This window comes from Prevotella sp. oral taxon 376 (genome assembly GCF_003043945.1).
Classification (GTDB): Bacteria; Bacteroidota; Bacteroidia; order Bacteroidales; family Bacteroidaceae; genus Prevotella.
Genome location: NZ_PYXG01000001.1, coordinates 823114 through 841706, shown reverse-complemented (window position 1 = coordinate 841706; position 18593 = coordinate 823114). Strand labels below are relative to the sequence as shown.

The window sequence follows — 18593 nt, the reverse complement described above, 5'->3', positions numbered from 1 at the left end:
TGTCTATTGAGTATTATTGGTCAACGAAGCGAACTTTCTTGTCTAAATCACCGATCTGATCCTGAAGCTTAACGATGCCCTTTTCCATCTTGTTCAGAGTCTTCTGACTCTTAGCCAGCTTCTTATTGGCAGCCTTAGCAGCCTTTAGCTTCTTAACAGTACTCTTCACATCTTTCACCGTTCCGGCCGCATCCGATGTGTTGAAATTCGTCGCGGTTATGTCTGCCTCAGCGTTGAGAGCGGCAACTTTTTCAATGAGTGCATTGTGTTCTGCTTTCTTTTTCTCATAATCGAGCTGCAGTTTATTCAACTTAGAGGCTAAGGCCAGCGCCTTCTGCCGTTCCTTCAGGTTGCTAACCGTAGCTGCATTCTGAGAGAAAGCAGCAGCGGCCGATAATACCATCATTCCAATTAAGAACAATCTTTTCATACTTCTACTAATTTAATTAATAATGAAAATATATACAATCTTTTTCTATAATACGAGCAATTCTTTTTTTCAAGATTCACACCAAGGGCTCTTCCTCCTACCAAACAAGTTTTGCACTTCAGCGGAAACCGCGAGCCCGTACCTAGAAAATGGACTCTTCCGTCTTCGTTCAAACGATAATCCGCTGCAAATTTATACATTATTTTATAAAGAGCAAAGAAACTTCATTCTTTTTTTATCTATTTCGAAAAAGGATTCTTAGCGAATGAAAGATAACAGATCAATAGTTATTTTCTGTTTAAACCTTAGTATATATCAGAAAAAAGCACTATTTTTGCAGCACAGAATATAAATCTTTGATAAAGATGGTAATAGCTTCATTAGAGCCTTATTTCGGCATTGCCCTGAAACTTATCACGGGTATGATTGGCATCCTGGCCTTCCTGCGCATAACAGGTAAGGCACAAATGGGGCAGATTTCGCCGCTCGACACCGTAAGCGCGTTCGTGATTGGTGCTTTGGTCGGTGGCGTGCTTTATAATCCGGACATGTCCACAGGACACCTTCTTTTTGCTTTGGCAGTTTGGACAGCCTTCAATATGCTTGTACGCTTTGCCATGCGATCTGCCCGACTGCGCCATCTTATCAAGGGAGAGAGCGTATTCCTTGTAAAAGGCGGTGTCATTAACTTCAATAACTTCAAGCGAAACAGCCTTGAAATGGAGCAGTTTCGGTTGCTTCTAAGGCAGAAAGGGGTATTCTCCATGTTTGATGTAGAAGATGTTCTGTTTGAGGCGAACGGAGCCGTTACGGTACTTTCACCTGGAGAAGCGACGAACTCTTTCCTGCTTGTAAACAATGGTGAAATCATAGAGAGCAGCCTCGCCCAATGCAACCGATCGCAAGCATGGGTGCTACGTACGATCAAACGCAACGGCTTCGAGAGTCCCGCTGACCTGTTCTGCATGGAATGGACACCTCGCAAAGGATTTTATTTCGTTACTTATGAGGGAGATGTCAAGCGAGGCGTAGAAGAGATTGCCGCAGACAACATTGACGACAAGGCACAAGTATAACCTCTGGCAAAGCCTACAATGAGAGCCCAATTTCAGCCCGTTTTCACTTCAAAGACCAATGAGATGATGAGTTCCTAGCAAAGGGAAGTCTCCTCATAAATAAATAAAAACAGGAAAGGACAAGATCTGAGACACATATTCCCTCCCCAAAAATTGCCCATTTCAATTAATCTATGTACTTTTGCATGAATTCGACAGGTAGACGCATGTATTTTAGATGAATCAATTACTTATCAAACGAGCTTACTCTGCCGCTGGGAATACCGATGGATATCGCATCCTCATAGACCGGCTTTGGCCGCGAGGTCTCAGCAAAGACAAGGCTGCAGTAGACGAATGGCACAGAGAAATCGCCCCAACATCGGATCTCCGAAAATGGTTTGGGCACAAGGAAGAAAACTTCAGTAGATTTTCCGAAGGCTATACAAGGGAGCTGGATGCCAATCCCGCAGCCCCGCTCTTTGCCCAACATATAGGCGAGTTGCTGAAAGAGGGCAACGTAACCCTCGTCTTTGGTGCCAAGAGCCCTGTCTGCAACCATGCCGTCATACTACAACGATGGATTCTAGAACACCTTTGTCATCAAGAACGTATCAACAAACAGGAAAATAAATGAAAAAGAATCTCGAGACTCTATGCATCCACGGAGGTTATAAGCCGCAAAAGGGAGAGCCACAGCAGATGCCCATCATCCAAAGCACCACGTTCAAATACGATACCAGCGAGCAAATGGCACGCCTCTTCGACTTACAAGATAGCGGCTACTTCTACACCCGCTTGGCCAATCCCTCCTGTGATAACGTAGCTAAAAAGATCGCCGCCCTTGAAGGCGGAATCGGTGGATTGCTTACTTCGAGCGGACAGGCTGCCAATTTCTATGCCGTATTCAACATCTGCGAAGCCGGCGACCACTTCATCACTTCCAACAATATCTATGGCGGAACCTTCAACCTCTTCGGTGTAACCATGAAGAAGTTGGGCATCGAATGCACGTTCATAGACCCAGAATGGGACGACGATCAAATAGAAGCAGCCTTCCGCCCCAACACAAAATGCTTCTTTGGTGAGACGATTTCAAACCCCGGTTGCCAAGTCCTCGACATCGAACGGTTTGCCAAGATGGCCCATAAGCACGGCGTTCCGCTAATTGTTGACAACACCTTTGCTACTCCTATCAACTGTCGCCCATTTGAATGGGGATGCGACATCGTTACCCATTCCACCACAAAATATATGGATGGACACTCCGCGCAGGTAGGTGGCGTGATTGTAGATTCCGGCAATTTTGATTGGGATACCCATGCAGAAAAGTTCCCAGGACTCACCACTCCCGATGCTAGCTACCACGGACTCACCTATACCAAGGCGTTCGGGAAGTTGGCCTACAGCACTAAGCTTGTGAGCCAACTGATGCGCGACCTCGGCAGCATGTCAGCTCCGATGAACGCCTATATCCTCAACCTAGGCCTTGAAACGCTCGCCCTGCGCATGAGGCAACATTGTGCGAACGCCCAGAAAGTGGCCGAATGGCTTGAGAAAAACCCCAAGGTGGAATGGGTGAACTACTGCGGACTACCCTCCAACAAATACTACCTGCTTGGACAGAAATACCTGCCTGACGGCTCGTGCGGCGTCATCGCCTTTGGTCTGAAGGGCACTCGAGAAGAAGCCAACCGCTTCATGGACGGCCTGGAGTTCATCTCTATCGCCACTCATGTGGCCGATGCCCGCACCTGCGTGCTGCATCCAGCCAGCCATACCCATCGGCAATTGAGCGAAGAACAACTCCGCGAGGCAGGCATCGCAGCCGATCTCATACGCCTGTCGATAGGTATTGAGAACGTAGACGACATCATCGAGGACCTCGAACAAGCCCTGAAAAAGATATAAGCAAGCCACGCAAACCGCGCGACCGACATACCTTAACCATAAAAGAATATAGAAGCAAGAATCATGGAAAAGAAAATTCCCTACAAGATTTACCTGCACGAGGATGAGATTCCGACGCAATGGTATAATGTAAGAGCCGACATGAAGACCAAGCCGGCACCACTCATCAGTCCATCCGACGGCCATCCTCTTACCGCGGAAGACATGAACCCCATCTTCTGCGAAGAGCTCAACCGTCAGGAATTGGACAACGACACCGCTTGGTTTGACATTCCAGAGCCGGTACAGGAGTTCTATAAAATGTATCGTCCGTCGCCTCTGGTCAGAGCTTATTTCCTCGAAAGAGCTCTCGGTACGCCAGCAAAAATATACTATAAGTTTGAGGGAAACAACACCAGTGGTTCCCATAAGCTCAACTCCTCCATTGCTCAGGCCTACTACGCAAAGGCTCAAGGATTGAAGGGAGTAACCACCGAGACGGGTGCCGGACAGTGGGGCACCGCCCTAAGTATGGCCTGCGCCTACTTCGGACTCGACTGCAAGGTGTTCATGGTGAAGGTGTCGTATGAGCAGAAACCCTTTCGCCGCGAGGTGATGCGCACCTACGGAGCCACCGTAACGCCGTCTCCAAGCCTAAGCACAGAGGTGGGGCGCAAGATTCTTGCCGATCACCCAGGAACCAGCGGGTCGCTCGGCTGTGCCATCTCAGAGGCTGTGGAAACGGCCTTGAAGACTCCCGGCTACCGCTATGTGCTCGGCTCAGTACTCAACCAAGTGGTGCTCCACCAGAGCATCATTGGTCTAGAGACACAAGCAGCGCTGAAGAAATACGACATAAAGCCCGATATCCTCATCGGCTGTGCAGGTGGAGGCTCTAACCTCGGAGGCTTCGCAGCCCCATTCCTTGGTGAAATGCTCCGCGGAGAGGCTGACTATCGCATCATCGGCGTGGAGCCTGCATCATGTCCGAGTTTCACTCGTGGTAAGTTTGCCTACGATTTCTGCGACACAGGCATGATCTGCCCCCTCGCCAAGATGTACACCCTGGGAAGCCAGTTCATCCCCTCGGCCAACCATGCCGGAGGACTCCGCTTCCATGGAATCAGCCCAGTCCTCGCACAACTCTATCACGACGGACTCTTCGAAGCCTGCACCGTAGAACAGACACCGGTCTTTGAAGCGGCTCAGCAATTTGCCCGCACCGAGGGCATCCTGCCCGCTCCTGAATCGAGCCACGCAATTCGCGTAGCCATCGACGAGGCTCTGAAGTGCAAGCTTAGTGGAGAAGAGAAGACCATCGTCTTCAACCTCACCGGTACCGGATACTTCGATCTGAAAGCCTACGAACAGTACAACGAAGGCACAATGGCCGACATTACGCCTAGCGACGAGGCCATTGCTGACGCACTAAAGAAGCTCCCAAAGATCGGAAACCTATAAAACAGGAAAGCCTGCTACTGCCAACAGAAAGGCGGCAGTCATCATCCAGTCTTGTTACAAACGGCGTGTAACGGCATTACACACGGTGTGTAATGTGATTACAAACGGCGTGTAATGCGACGAAAGATGGCTGCTGCCTTTTTATTAGGCCCACTCCACTTCTCGCTCCTCTAGCTCAAAGCTTCCTAGAAAGAGGTCGACGCTATGGTCAGACCACAGAATTTGCCACTCTATCCAATTCTTACTCTTCCTCCATTCGCATGTAAGAATGTTCCTGCAGGAAGATGATCATTCAGCATAAAAGTACAGGAATCCAACTGATATTCAAAGCGTCTGCGTGTTAAAATCCTTTAAAAGGAATGGAGAGAGCACTATTTTTTAATATCTTTGTAATATATATGGTTAAAAAAAGACAAGAGTGCCAGAGAACAAGAGCCAACGCCTTCTTCAAGGCAAACGATTGCAGAAAACCATTAAAAACCTACTCAGTATAAAATCCAAATAGTCATTGGTTGTGGAACGGACAGAGGAATTAATCATTCAGCAACTCATGGAGGGCAACGAAAAGGCATACAGGATGCTGTATGAAAAGCATTATGCCGTCCTCTGCCACATTGCCAACCAATATGTAAAAGACGATTTCCTTGCAGAAACGATCGTCAACGATGTCATATTCCACCTTTGGGAGATTCGCTCCAACCTCCAAATTACGACCTCGCTGCGAAGCTATCTTGTCAAAAGCATTAGGAACAGATGCCTTGACTACCTGAAATCGCAGTTGTCGCAGAAAGAAAAGGTTACCGGAGAAGTGGGAATTTCCCAATTACCCTTTGTTCAATATATCAGCCACGACGACTATCCTCTAGGCAAACTGCTAGAGAAAGAGCTAGAAGAACAGATCATGAATGCCATCAACCGGCTCCCGAATGAATGTCGCAAGGTGTTCTGGCTCAGCCGATTCGAAGGCAAGAAGAACGAAGAGATTGCCTCCGAGCTAGGCATTTCCATCAATACCGTGAAGTATCATATCAAGCATGCACTAGCACTTCTGCGCTCCAATCTGCAAAAATACCTAGTGATATTATTCTTCACATTTATTCAAAACTAAGAAAAAACAAGCTCCTGCGACTACCCCAAGGAGTTTTTTTTTCGTCTTACGGGAAGAAATCTTATATGAAAGAGACTATTAACCACATCGACGACCTGATCATTCTGTCGCTTTGCGGCGAGTTGGACCACGAAGGACAAGAAGAACTTCGTAACTGGATTGCGATTTCTGACAAGAACAGAAACTATGTCCAAGCCCAGGAAGAAATCTGGTTTTCTTCCATAAACAAAGGGGAACTTGCGAAATATGACGCCTCCAAAGCATTTGAATCTTTCCTTAGCCACATAGCTGAAGCGCGGGCCGACAAGCAGGAGAAGTTCTCCAACAGGATTCACCGTCTGCTCCGCTATGCGGCAATGATCGCAGCTGTCGGCCTGGTTTCATTCTTTGCATACCAACATGGACAAAGGCAGCTAAGCGAGGAGTTTGCCGAAATCGTAATCGAACCCGCCCTCGGGTCAAGGACAAAAGCCATATTGCCCGACGGGACATCCGTCTGGCTCAACTCCGGCTCAAAGCTCACTTACTCACAAGGGTTCGGCCTGACAGACAGGCAAGTATCCTTGGAGGGCGAGGGGTTCTTTGAAGTTACCAAGAACAAGAACCTCCCCTTCTCGGTCAAATCGGGAATCCTGCAGGTAAATGTATTGGGAACTAAGTTCAACTTCCGCGACTACCCGGACGATTCCGAAGCTGAGGTTGTCTTATCGGAAGGCTTCGTATTCCTGAAGAGCCTGATGGCAGGCAACCACGAGTCCAAAACCTTGATTCCCGGGCAACGAGCAGTGCTCAACAAAAAGACCGGAAAATTTGAACTTGACGAATACGATGCCAGGAAATCGCGCATGTGGACACAAGGATTCTTGATTCTGGACGGGGAATCCATCTATACCATTGCCAAGAAACTGGAAAGATTCTACGGCGTAAAGGTTACGGTTTCTTCGAAGACACTGGAACAATACCATTTCTATGGCGACTTTATCCGGCAGGAACAATCACTCACCGATATCCTTGAGGCCCTGAAAGGAACAGGGAAACTCCATTACAAGATAAACGGGAAAAATGTAATCCTCTACTAAATCTATTAATAACTCTATCATTATGTTAATCTTAAAACCGCAGATATGAAACTGATAAGAGCAGTAACCTGATCCGGAGATGAAAAAAGCAGAAAGAAGTAGAAGTTCTTTCTGCCGTAGTAATCTCCCTAAACAACCGTGTACAGTATTGTCTATTGAGAATTTCTACAAAATTAATGTTTTTCTTTGATAGGCACAACTTAATCTTAAATTAATAACATTAATTACAGTTTTAACATGAATCTAAAGAAAATCATTCTATTGGCTGTCGTCTTTAGCTATGGCATGGTGTCATTAGGCCAAAGCCTTCATCTGAACCTGAAGAATGTTTCGGTTAAGAAAGCCATGACGGAATTGTATCAAAAGACGGGATACTCTTTTGTCTATGAAGCCGCCGATCTTAATACATCCAGGGAAGTAACCGTTAACGCGACCAGCTTGGAAAAGGCTATAGAACAAATTCTGGCAGGGCAAAATGTGGACTACAGAATACAAGGAAAGAATATCATAGTATCTCATAAAGCCTCGAAAAGCCCTTCCGCTTCTAATGGTAAAGAGCATACCGTGGTCGGGAAAATCACCGACAAAAACGGAGAACCCATCATCGGAGCATCCGTAAAGGTTAGAGGCACAACCCTCGGAACGGTAACGGATCTTGACGGAAACTTCTCCATGGATGTGCCCGACAGGTCCGACCTTGAAATATCTTATGTGGGCTTTCAGACGCAAGTCGTCAAGTCGCCCGGCAAGCAAGTTTCCGTGAACTTAATCGAAGACACGGAAGCTCTGGATGAAGTCGTCGTGATTGGCTATGGAACCAAGAGAAAGGCTAACCTAATCGGTGCCGTGAGTATGGTAACAGCTAATGAAATAAAAGACCGACCAGTAAGTAGTGTCGGACAGATGCTGCAAGGACAGGTTCCTAACTTGAACATCACCTTCGCATCAGGCACACCAGGTGAATCCACGAAATTAAACATCCGCGGTGCAACCTCTATCGTTAATAGTGGCGCACCACTAGTGTTGATCGACGGCGTAGAAGGTAATATCGACCTCGTTAACCCCAACGACATCGAGTCTATCTCCGTTCTGAAGGACGCGGCTTCCGCTGCCATCTATGGTGCTCGTGCCGGATTTGGAGTGATTCTGGTAACTACAAAGAACAATAAAGACGGCGAAACACACATTAATTATAATGGCCGCTTCAGTTGGTCAGCCTCTACCACAAACACCGACTTTATCACGAATGGCTACGAAGCAGCACGACTGGTGGATTCTTTCAATATGGCAATGAACAACAGTAGCTATACCAACTTCTCTCAAGCAGACTATGCAGAACTAAAAGCGCGCAGGAACGATGCTGTGGAAGACCCTAGTCGCCCTTGGGTTACCACTGGGAGCGATGGCAAATACCGTTACTATGGCAACTTCGACTGGTACAATTATATCTACGATTTGAAGCAACCAACCTGGGATCATAACCTCAGCATCATCGGCGGAACAGAGAAGCTCAACTATGTTGTAAGCACAAACTATAACCAGAGAACAGGTATTTTTGCCGTAAATCCTGATAAATATAAGAAAGGAAACTTTACAGCGAAGATCACGACTCAGGTAAAGCCTTGGTTTAAATTAGGTGCTTCGGCCATGCTGTTTAAGTCAGACTATACCTGCCCTGGCTATGATTATGAGGACGGAGGTAACTTCGATAACCTATGGCAGCACGCCATGCCTTATGTATTGCCTTACAATCCAGACGGCAGCAACGTATATACTTATGCGCCATCATCTCATGCCCCCACTAATGGATTTATAGCCATGCTGCGCGAAGGAAATGGTTTGGGACAGTATAAGAAGACTCAAACAACATATTCCGTTAACGCTAGTCTTCATATAATGGACGGTCTAGATATTATAGGAAATGTTAGCTACCGTTATTATATTAAAGAAAAGATGACGCGTCAGGCTAATATGACTTACTCAGAAAAGCCTAATGTCTTCCAGAAAGCTACTACTATTTTCTTCCAAAATAGATTAAAAGAAATAAGGACGACCGATGAATATTGGGTATATGACCTATATGCCAACTATCAGAAAACCTTCCTGGACGCTCACAACCTAAATATTGTGGCTGGTATAAATCACGAAACTGAACTATACAAGAATGTAGAAGGAAATGTGAAAGACCTGCCAACCATGTCTCTAAATGATTTAGCTTTAGGAACAGGAAACCGAGGCGTGAAAGGAGGACAGCATGAGTTTGCCCTGCTAGGCTACTTTGGACGTATCAGCTATGATTACTTAGGCAAATATCTGGCCGAAGTCAATATGCGTTACGATGGCACCTCTCGCTTCCCCTCTAGCAATCGCTGGGGATTCTTCCCGTCTCTTGCATTGGGATGGAGAGTTAGCGACGAGAAATTCTTTGACCCCATCAAGCCTGTGATAAGCAACTTGAAGTTAAGAATGTCCGTCGGTTCATTAGGAAATCAGGTTACCGATGGTTATTCTAACCCTTATTATCCATATATTCGTACAGCAGACATTAAGCAGTCTAACCTGATTAATTATATCATGGATAATAATTATTTCTATTACGCACAGCTGAATGCACCTGTTTCAGGAAGCCTCACATGGGAAACCGTTGTAACCAAAAACATCGGATTGGACTTTGGTTTCTTCAATAATAAACTTATCGCTACCCTTGACTTATACCAGCGCAATACAAAAGATATGCTCGCAGCATCTCTCACATTGCCAAATGTATACGGCTATGCTGCACCCCTGGAGAACAATGGACAACTTAGAACCAGAGGATATGAAATAGCCTTGACATGGAACGACCGGTTTATGCTGAAAGGAAAACCATTCAACTATGGCGTCTCTGTCTCTTTGGCCGACAGTAAATCTAAGCTTATAAAATTCGCCGGCAATGAAACCAAGGTTCTTGGAAGCAATTATGAAGGCATGGAATGGGGCGAAATCTGGGGATACCACATTGAGGGAATCTATCAAAGCAATCAAGAAGTTACCAATCGCGGCGTTGACCAGAGCTTCATCAGTTCTCGTTTTACGAATGCAGCAGGTGATCTGATTTTCGCTGATATCGATGGAAATAAGAAAATTAATAATGGAAAAGGAACATTAGACGACCATGGAGACTTGGTAAAAATAGGCAATAGCCTGCCAAGATACCACTATGGCCTCTCTGCAAATGCAGCTTGGAATGGATTCGACTTCTCTATTTTCCTACAAGGAATTGGCAAGCAAAACTTCTATCCGAGCACTGAGAACTTTGCATTCTGGGGTCCCTTCTCTAGAGTCTACACATCATTTATTCCAGCAGACTTTGGAAACAAGGTGTGGTCTACAGACAATCCAAATTCGTATTTCCCACGGGCAGCGGGCGAGATTGCTAGAAATGGCGGAGTCTTGACGAAGGTTAACGACCGCTATTTGCAGAATCTTGCCTATTGCCGCCTTAAGAATCTTACCATAGGCTACACGCTGCCTCGCTTCTTAACCAACAAGGTGAAGATTGAAAAGGCTCGCATCTATTTTAGTGGAGAGAATCTACTTACCACTTCTAAGCTAGATAGCAACTATCTTGATCCTGAGCAAGTCTCTGGAAAAAGAGGAAGCGGTAATGTGTATCCTTACTCTAAAACCTTTGCATTTGGACTCGATGTTACATTTTAATTAGATTAAGATAGATTATGAAAAAGTTAATTTATATAGCTCTACCCATATTATTGCTATCTTCCTGCGACCTCGACAGGTTTCCTTTAGACGCTATTGCGCCAGAGAACTTCTATGGATCCAGAGAGGAATTAGCAACTGCTACCAATAAGTTCTATTCCCTATTTCCCAAGGCCGAAGAGCTCTACGGAGAAACATCGGATATCATTATCCCTACCTCGCTAACCGATGAGGTCCTAGGTATACGCACCGTTCCCACGAGTGGCGGGGGATGGTCTTGGACCGCTCTGTCCGAGATTAATACATACCTAACATATTCCGCACAGTGCAAAGACGAAAGTGCACGAAAGGAATACGATGCGTTGGCCCACTTCTTTAGAGCCTATTTCTACTTCAACAAGGTCAAGCGCTTCGGCGAAGTGCCATGGTTCGACCATCCCCTTTCTTCAACCGACGGACTATTGTATAAGGCCCGCACAGACAGGAACACCCTAATGGCAAACATCCTTGCTGATATAGACGATGCTATCCAGAACCTTCCAGCGACAAAGAGCGTCTACAAGGTTAATAAATGGACGGCTTTGGCTCTCAAGTCGAGAATTTTCCTGTTTGAGGGAGTGTATCGGAAATACCACGGGATAGCCGGTTATGAAACCTATCTGCAACAGGCTGTAGATGCAAGTCAGACCTTTATAGACACTGCTCCATATAGCATCTATGCAACGGGCAGCGAACCCTATCTGAACCTCTTCGCATCGGAATCAGCCATTGACAGCGAGGTAATCCTAGCCCTTAACCATAAGATAAGCCTCAACATCATACATAACAGGAACCAATACTTCCTTACTGCAGGAACAAAACCTGGCATGAATAAGAAGATTGTTGACAGTTATCTCATGAACGACGGTTCTCGCTTCACGGATAACCCGAATTACAAGACTTTGGGATACTATGATGAGATGCAGAACCGAGACCCACGACTCGCCCAAACAATCGTTACTCCCGGATATAAGAGAATCGGCTCATCTGAAGTGCTGTCCCCAGACTTCTCCTCAACAACCACTGGCTACCAGATCATCAAGGGTCTAGAAGGAAAGGATGCAGATGGATGGCATAAATCAGACAATGACATCTCCCTATTCCGCACCGCCGAAGTATACCTCAACTTTGCAGAGGCTAAGGCCGAATTGGGAACTTTGACGCAAAACGACTTGGATAAATCGATCACGAAAATCCGCGCCCGTGTAGGCATGCCAGCGCTTAACATGGCACAGGCAAATGCAAATCCAGACCCATATCTCATGAGTTCGGAGACCGGATACCCCAATGTGAACGGCACAAACAAGGGTGTTATCCTCGAGATACGCCGTGAGCGCACCATCGAATTGTTCGATGAAGGTTTCCGCTATGACGACTTAATGAGATGGAAAGAGGGCAAGACCTTCGAGAAGCAGTTCAAGGGAATGTATGTTCCGGCGCTAGATCCAGTTAAGAACTTTGTCGTATTAGACTTGAACGGCAATGGCGTGAACGACTCCAAGGATGTCTGCATCTATTCTGGAAACACCGCGCCGAATGCTGCCACCTATCCTGAGTTGGCGGGAGTTAATGTCTTCTTGAAACTGAACGACAACCTTTCGCTAGAGAATGGAGCCGCAGGAGGCAACGTCATCGTACATGATATTAGGACTAAGGCAAGAAGCTGGAACGAGAACAGAGATTATCTCTACCCCATTCCACAAGATCAGATCACCCTTTACGGCGGTGTCTTGACACAGAATCCTAACTGGTAAGAACTTCATAACTCATCTATGACGATGCGTTAAGCGGCCTCCCGAGATATTACAAACGGCGAGTAACAGCATTACAGACGCTGTGTAACGATGTTACAAGCCGTTTGTAACAACATCAACAGCTATATGCTGACTCTGGGGACACCGCTGACGCATCGTCAAGTTAAAACATCCAACAACATGAAACATAGACTTACCCACCTGCTCCTCATAGCTGGACTATCAATGGTAACCCTGACCACATGCGGCCAAGAGGACAACCGAGGAAGCGGAGGAGGCTCCGGAAACGGCAACGGAGGAGGGACTCCACCAATCGCAGTAAACGAGTATAAGTACACCAAGGCCGCTGGAGACATCCGGCTGATGACCTATAATGCATTCTATTGCAAGAGCAACACTGGCACCCCATCCTTCTCAGATGAACACATCAAGGCTTTCGCAAGCGTCATAAAGTCTCTGAATCCCGATGTCATCGCCATTCAAGAACTGGATAGCAACTGCATCGGAAGGGGCAATAGATACCTGTTGCAAGAAATAAAGAACGCTACCGGACTAGACTACGATATATTCTTCGAGGGAGCAGCCAAATATGACGGAGGCACGATTGGATGCGGCGTGATGACGAAAAGAAACATGAACACGGTAAAAGTGAAGTTTGTAGAACTCCCAGGCGACGAAAGCAGGAAACTGATTAAGGTAACCTTCCCCAAATTCTCCTTCTTCGCCACGCACCTAGACCTAAACAACCAGAAACGCAAAGATGCCGCAGAAATCATCAAAAACAAGATGAACGGAAGTACCGTACCCGTCTTCCTCGCCGGAGATCTGAACGATTCGCCCGCATGGCAGGCCACGCAATCAGCATTCCCACAGCTTGCCCAAGCATTCACCATCATCAGCGCCACGGAAGGAAGCTTGCCCGAACAGCCGGGAACAACCATCGACTACATCCTCCTCAGCACCGCGCATAAGGACAAGGTGGCCGTATCAGAAACCCATGTAGTAAAGAGACTCTTCATAGACGGAGAGGCAAAGAACATCTCCACCATCTCTGATCATTACCCCGTTTATGTAGACATGAAGATAAAATAAAACTCCGACGACATGACTCAGTTGCTTAAAACCTTGATTTTGGTAGCTATGATAGGGCTGCCTTATGGCTGTATTGCCCAAGACCTCAACGGAATAAAAGAACTCGTGGCCAGAAGGTTGCCCGCTCTGAAGGAGCACATCGTTTTCCAAACGCTAAAAGGCGAAAGCAACGAAACCTTTATTCTCTCCACCAAAGGAGACAAGGTCGTAGTTCAAGCCAACTCGCCATCGGCAGCATCAGAGGCCGTAACCTACTACCTAAACCGCTATTGCCACATGAGTCTCTCACATTGTGGCAATAACATCAGAGCCTTGAAGAAAATTACAAGGCTCCGGAAGCCCATTAAAGTCTCCACACCATTCAAATATAGGTATGCTCTGAACTATTGCACCTATAGCTATAGCTACCCGTTTTATAACTGGGAAGACTTCGAAAAAGAACTAGACTGGATGTCGCTCAACGGAATCAACCTCATGTTGGCACCCGTTGGCACAGAGATTGTGTGGCAAGAAACCTTACTGAAGCTAGGCTTTAGCAAAGAAGAGGTGGCCAATTTCATCCCAGGACCCGCCTATACGGCATGGTGGCTGATGGGAAACCTAGAAGGATGGGGCGGCCCGATGAGCCAAGAAATGATAGAAGACCGATACCAACTGCAACTGAAAATCCTCCAGAGAATGAAGGAACTGGGCATTAAACCTGTCTTACAAGGATTCCCCGGCATCGTTCCATCGTTCTTCAGGGACAAATATCCATCTGCACAAGTTGTCTCGCAAGGACTCTGGGGTGCATTCCAACGCCCTCATATACTACTTCCTGGAAATGAAATCTTCGATAAGGTAGCTAAAGAATACTACGGATGCATGAAGAAATTCTACGGAGAGAATTTCCAGTTCTTTGGTGGAGACTTATTTCATGAGGGAGGAAATTCCGAAGGTGTGGATCTGGCAAAGACCGCCCAGCTTATCCAGCAGAAGATGCTGGAGTTCTTCCCACAGGCCAAATGGGTTCTTCAAGGATGGAACAACAATCCTAAACCCTCTCTTCTCTCCAGACTTGACAAGAGGCATGTACTCCTCATCAACCTGTCAGGAGAGATTTCCATGTCTTGGGAAAACTCAGATGAGTTCGGTAAGACTCCATGGATTTGGGGCAGCGTGAATCATTTCGGAGGCAAAACTGATATGGGGGGACAGCTGCCCGTTTTAATAAACGAGCCTCACCGGGCTTATAAAAAATCCGTCGGGCATCTACTTCAGGGAATAGGAATCCTTCCGGAAGGCATCCTCACTAACCCGGTCGTGTATGACCTTGCTTTAAAAACAGCATGGTATAAAGATACCCCAAATCTGGACATGCTTATCCACAACTACATACTCTATCGGTATGGCAAGTGGAATAAAGACTTATACGAGGCATGGAAATTATTATATAGTTCCGTCTTCGGAGAATTCAAGATAAAAGGAGAAGGCACCTTTGAATCCATTTATTGTGCTCGACCAAGCCTTCATGTTACGAGCGTTTCGACATGGGGACCTAAAAGAATGCAATACGACCCTAAGATGCTGGAGCGGGCCCTGTTGCTTTTCAGGAAGGCCGCGAATGGTTTTCTAGAATCAGAAACCTATAAATACGACCTCGTAGACTTGACCAGACAAGTCATGGCAAACTATGGTCGCATAGCTTATAGGAAGGTAATAGACGCCTACAACGATAAAAATAAAAAAGAATTGTCCGTTCAATCAAGAAGATTCATTAACCTTATCCTTCTACAAGACCGTCTTCTACAGACAGACTGTCATTTTCTCTTAGGAAATTGGCTCAAGCAAGCTGCATCATATGGCAACACAGATACTGACAAAAAGCAATCTCTTCTCAATGCACGAATGCAGATAACCTATTGGGGACCCAACGACAGTACTACCCGTGTTCATGACTATGCAAATAAAGAATGGGCGGGGCTTCTGAAAGATTATTATGCTCCACGCTGGAAAGCTTTCTTCGAGAACCTTCAGTCAAGATTGTCGTCTGATAAAGTAGAGAATGTAGACTTTTTCGCCATGGAACGGAAATGGGCTTTGGAGACCGACGCTTACCCTACGGAAGCGAGTGGTAACTATATAGATATGGTAGATGATGTAATCGCTACAACTTTAACTAAATAATTTAGATATCAGTATGAAGAGATTAAAGAGAATCCTCCCCTTCTTGTTTCTGGCGATTATGCCCATATCCACGAAAGCCCAGGTATATAATGCCACTTTATGTCCTAAGGATCGTGTCTATGACTTGCTTAAACAGATGACACTGGAAGAGAAAATTTATATGCTCGAAAGTGATTTCTTCTATAGGGGATGCGAACGACTGGGAATCCCCCGCATTGAGACTGCCGACGGCCCTTCCGGAGTTGCGTCATGGGGACTTAAAGGCCGAGCTACGGCATTTCCATGCCAATTAGCCCTGGCCGCCTCATGGAATCGCAACCTGGCTCGTCATATCGGGAATCTGTATGCAAAGGAATGGCGCGCCAGAGGCATCAATGTGTTCTATGGCCCGGGAGTGAACATCTACCGATCGTCAAAAGACTCCAGGAATTTTGAGTACATGGGAGAAGACCCTTATCTTGCCTCAGAAATGGCAGTACCGCTTATTAAAGGCATACAACAGGGGGGAGTCATCGCAACCGTCAAGCATTTCGCTGCTAATGATCAGGAGTTTGATCGGTATAAAGTGAGCAGTGAAGTAGATGAACGGACTTTGCATGAAATCTATTTCCCTCCCTTTAAGGCAGCTGTTCAAAGAGCGGATGTAAAGGCTGTTATGATGGGATATAACCTTGTGAATGGCATTTATTGTGCCCAAAACAGATATCTGATGAAAGACATTCTTAGAGATTCCTGGGGCTTCAAAGGAACGATTATTTCAGACTGGGGAGCTACTCATGCTGCATACGAATCCGTCGAAGCGGGATTGGACATGGAGCTAGGGACATTTGATTACTTAAACAAGGGAAAACTCCTGCCACTCATAAAAGCCGGGAAAATAAAAGAAAGCCTGATTGACTCTATGGTAACTCATATCTTCCGACCCTGCTTTGAGCTGGGTATCTTCGACCGAAAGACCATAAAGGACACATCGATTCCCACATTTAACGAAGAGGCAAACAAAGCTGCTTACCAAGAAGCGTGCGAGGGAATCATTCTCCTCAAAAACGACCGAAATATACTTCCTTTGGCTTCACCAAATACAATTGCCGTCATCGGCCCTAACGCCAATCCGAATATTGCCGATGATAATGTATACGATGTAAAAGGAGTATCTTATGGCGGAGGGGGAAGCTCTAAGGTAAACCCCTGGTATGTAGTCAATGACATGGAAGGTATTCGCCGTGCTTTCCCGAATACAAGAATCCTATATCACGAAGGTATCTCAAATGCCTATAAGCGTAATTTGTTCAAACACTCTTCTTTCCAGACACAAGAAGGTCGTCGTGGACTTACGGGATCTTACTACATGCTGGACGAACAGAGTCCTGAAAAGGTGCTTAAGCCAAGCATTCAAAGAGTGGATGCTGCCATTGACTTCAATTGGGCAGAGGGCTCTAACGAGGTCAAGGCCTTGGGAAAGAATTACAAGATACAGTGGGATGGGTGTATCGCTCCGGAAAAAGACGATTCCATTATATTCTTCGTGGATGCTCAAGGCGGCTACCGACTGACCGTCGACGGCAGGATTGTCATCGACGAGAGGAACTCGCAGTCGTTTGCCAACAAATATGTAAGGGTTGCTTCTAAAAGAAATGAGAGAATATCTGTCAGACTGGAATACTGGAACCAGAATTCCAATCCTGCAGAGATTCGTTTCGCATGGGACTATGCTTCCTCAGTAGACACCTCCGAAGCACTCAGGATAGCTTCCAAGGCCGACTATGTCATATTTTGTGGCGGCCTCGATGCCAGCCTGGAATTCGAAGGAACAGATCGTCAATTTGAGCTTCCCTATGGGCAGGATGAATTGATTAATTCCCTGGCTAAAGTCAACCCCAACATAATCGTCGCCCTTCATGGTGGTGGAAGTCTTAGAATGACGCCCTGGATAGGCCATGTGGCGGCGGTTATTCATTTGCTCTATCCCGGGCAGGAAGGCGGAACTGCATTCGGCGACATTTTGTCTGGCAAGGTAAATCCCTCGGCCAAACTGCCATTTACCATAGAGAAGGAATGGAAAGACTCTCCTGCCTATGGCAATTATGATGAAACACGAAAGGAGCGGAAAGTTTACTATCGTGAAGGAATATTTGTCGGCTATAGGGGTTATGAGCATCAGGGGATAAAGCCTTTATTCCCATTTGGGCATGGTCTTTCATACACTAATTTCGACTATTCCAACTTGAAAGTTCAAGTTATTGATAAGAAAAACGGATGTGTAAAGGTAACCATGGACATTACCAATACAGGCCAGAGGGATGGTGCCGAAGTAGTGGAACTGTATGTACATGACACTAAAAGTAAAGTAGAAAGACCCTATAAAGAATTGAAGGATTTTGAAAAGGTATATCTAAAATCCGGTGAAACGAAATCCATCGAGATGCACTTGAGCAAAGAAGCTTTCGAGTATTATGACGCGTCCTTGCACAAATGGGTTTTGGAACCGGGTAATTTTGATATACTAGTAGGTTCTTCATCAGAAAACATAAAATTAAAGGGGAGTATTCGTTTATAGTTAAACAACCAGTTGATATGAAGAAAAATATGAAAAGCGAAATGAATAAATGTCGGATATAACCATGCTTATGGCTGTTGTTTACTATATCGGCTATACCCTATCCGAGGCTTATGCACAACACGGGAAGAAACTTTAAACCTATAGCGCAATTGAAAAAGGAGCTTGACCTGTTTTCCTTCTATAAGCTGAATGTCTTTCATTGGCATCTGACCCGATAATCCTGCCTCCCGCATCCTGTCCCGCAGCTGTTTGCAAACCAT

General features: G+C 46.0%; 13 protein-coding genes. 12 read left to right on the top strand and 1 reads right to left on the bottom strand.

Going from position 1 to position 18593, the window contains the following annotated elements:
* Nucleotides 1–13: 13 nt before the first annotated feature.
* Complete coding sequence (locus C7120_RS03650) at nt 14–430, bottom strand: hypothetical protein (protein WP_107620396.1); 417 nt, start codon at nt 428–430, stop codon at nt 14–16.
* 365 nt (nt 431–795) lie between these two features.
* Here C7120_RS03650 and C7120_RS03640 point away from each other — a divergent pair, with 365 nt between their 5' ends.
* From C7120_RS03640 to C7120_RS14325, 12 genes are all read left to right on the top strand, one after another.
* Nucleotides 796–1506, top strand: coding sequence for a DUF421 domain-containing protein (locus tag C7120_RS03640; RefSeq protein WP_107620394.1), 711 nt, complete (start codon nt 796–798; stop codon nt 1504–1506).
* 217 nt (nt 1507–1723) lie between these two features.
* Complete coding sequence (locus C7120_RS03635) at nt 1724–2122, top strand: DUF488 domain-containing protein (protein ID WP_107620393.1); 399 nt, start codon at nt 1724–1726, stop codon at nt 2120–2122.
* Complete coding sequence (locus C7120_RS03630; RefSeq protein ID WP_107620392.1) at nt 2119–3396, top strand: O-acetylhomoserine aminocarboxypropyltransferase/cysteine synthase family protein; 1278 nt, start codon at nt 2119–2121, stop codon at nt 3394–3396. The genes C7120_RS03635 and C7120_RS03630 overlap by 4 nt, the downstream gene beginning before the upstream one ends.
* A gap of 60 nt (nt 3397–3456) precedes the next feature.
* Nucleotides 3457–4836: a TrpB-like pyridoxal phosphate-dependent enzyme gene (locus tag C7120_RS03625; protein WP_107620391.1), complete on the top strand. Its 1380-nt coding sequence runs from the start codon at nt 3457–3459 to the stop codon at nt 4834–4836.
* 514 nt (nt 4837–5350) lie between these two features.
* Complete coding sequence (locus C7120_RS03620; protein WP_107621372.1) at nt 5351–5944, top strand: RNA polymerase sigma-70 factor; 594 nt, start codon at nt 5351–5353, stop codon at nt 5942–5944.
* 65 nt (nt 5945–6009) lie between these two features.
* Nucleotides 6010–7023, top strand: coding sequence for a FecR family protein (locus C7120_RS03615; protein WP_107620390.1), 1014 nt, complete (start codon nt 6010–6012; stop codon nt 7021–7023).
* A gap of 237 nt (nt 7024–7260) precedes the next feature.
* Entirely contained in the window at nt 7261–10722 is a 3462-nt protein-coding gene (locus tag C7120_RS03610; RefSeq protein WP_233247012.1) for a TonB-dependent receptor, read from the top strand.
* A gap of 17 nt (nt 10723–10739) precedes the next feature.
* Nucleotides 10740–12515: a RagB/SusD family nutrient uptake outer membrane protein gene (locus C7120_RS03605; protein ID WP_107620388.1), complete on the top strand. Its 1776-nt coding sequence runs from the start codon at nt 10740–10742 to the stop codon at nt 12513–12515.
* A gap of 180 nt (nt 12516–12695) precedes the next feature.
* Nucleotides 12696–13607, top strand: coding sequence for an endonuclease/exonuclease/phosphatase family protein (locus tag C7120_RS03600; RefSeq protein ID WP_107621371.1), 912 nt, complete (start codon nt 12696–12698; stop codon nt 13605–13607).
* A gap of 12 nt (nt 13608–13619) precedes the next feature.
* Nucleotides 13620–15773: an alpha-N-acetylglucosaminidase gene (locus tag C7120_RS03595; RefSeq protein WP_107620387.1), complete on the top strand. Its 2154-nt coding sequence runs from the start codon at nt 13620–13622 to the stop codon at nt 15771–15773.
* Between the two features lie 13 nt (nt 15774–15786).
* On the top strand, nt 15787–18330 hold the full coding sequence (locus C7120_RS03590; RefSeq protein ID WP_107620386.1) for a glycoside hydrolase family 3 C-terminal domain-containing protein: 2544 nt from the start codon (nt 15787–15789) through the stop codon (nt 18328–18330).
* A 113-nt stretch (nt 18331–18443) separates the two neighbouring features.
* Complete coding sequence (locus C7120_RS14325) at nt 18444–18551, top strand: family 20 glycosylhydrolase (protein ID WP_107620385.1); 108 nt, start codon at nt 18444–18446, stop codon at nt 18549–18551.
* Nucleotides 18552–18593: the final 42 nt, after the last annotated feature.